We start from the raw sequence: 519 nt of genomic DNA, 5'->3' as shown, positions 1-519 counted from the left end.
CTTCGGCGCCCGCTGGGCGATCGGCGGCTCCGGCAAGCGCGAGAGCGTGATCGAGGTCCAGGCCGCCGTCGACGAGGCGGCCGAGCGGCTCCGGCTGGCCGAGCGCTCGCTGGAGCGGTACGCGGCCGAGCTGGAAGGCGCCCGCGCCGAGCAGCAGGCGCGCCGCGAAGAGGTCTCCCAGGCCAAGGACGCGCTCGGCGAAGCCAAGGTCCGGCGCGCCCGGTCCTCCGAGCGGCTCAACCGGATGCAGCAGGCCGCCCGCCAGGCCCAAGCCGAGGTCGAGCGGCTCTCCGGGCAGCGCGCGAAGGTCGAGCAGAGCCGCGTCCAGGCCCTGGCCCAGCTCGCCGAGCTGGAGGAACGGCTCGCCGCCGTCGCCGAGCAGCCCGTCGAGGACGACCCGGACACCGCCGAGCGCGACGCCGCCGTCGAGGAGCTGGCCGTCGTCCGGCAGCAGGAGATGGAGGCGCGGCTCGCGCAGCGCACCTCCGAAGAGCGGGCCCGCAGCATCGCCGGCAAGGC

General features: G+C 76.7%; 1 pseudogene. It reads left to right on the top strand.

From position 1 onward, the window contains the following. Positions 1 to 519, top strand: a pseudogene (locus G3I65_RS42935) (chromosome segregation protein SMC); the annotation flags it as partial.

Source organism: Amycolatopsis sp. SID8362 (assembly GCF_010550475.1).
Taxonomy (GTDB): Bacteria; Actinomycetota; Actinomycetes; order Mycobacteriales; family Pseudonocardiaceae; genus Amycolatopsis; species Amycolatopsis eburnea.
The sequence above is the reverse complement of the archived record's forward strand: the minus strand, read 5'-3'. Positions and strand labels throughout refer to the sequence as shown.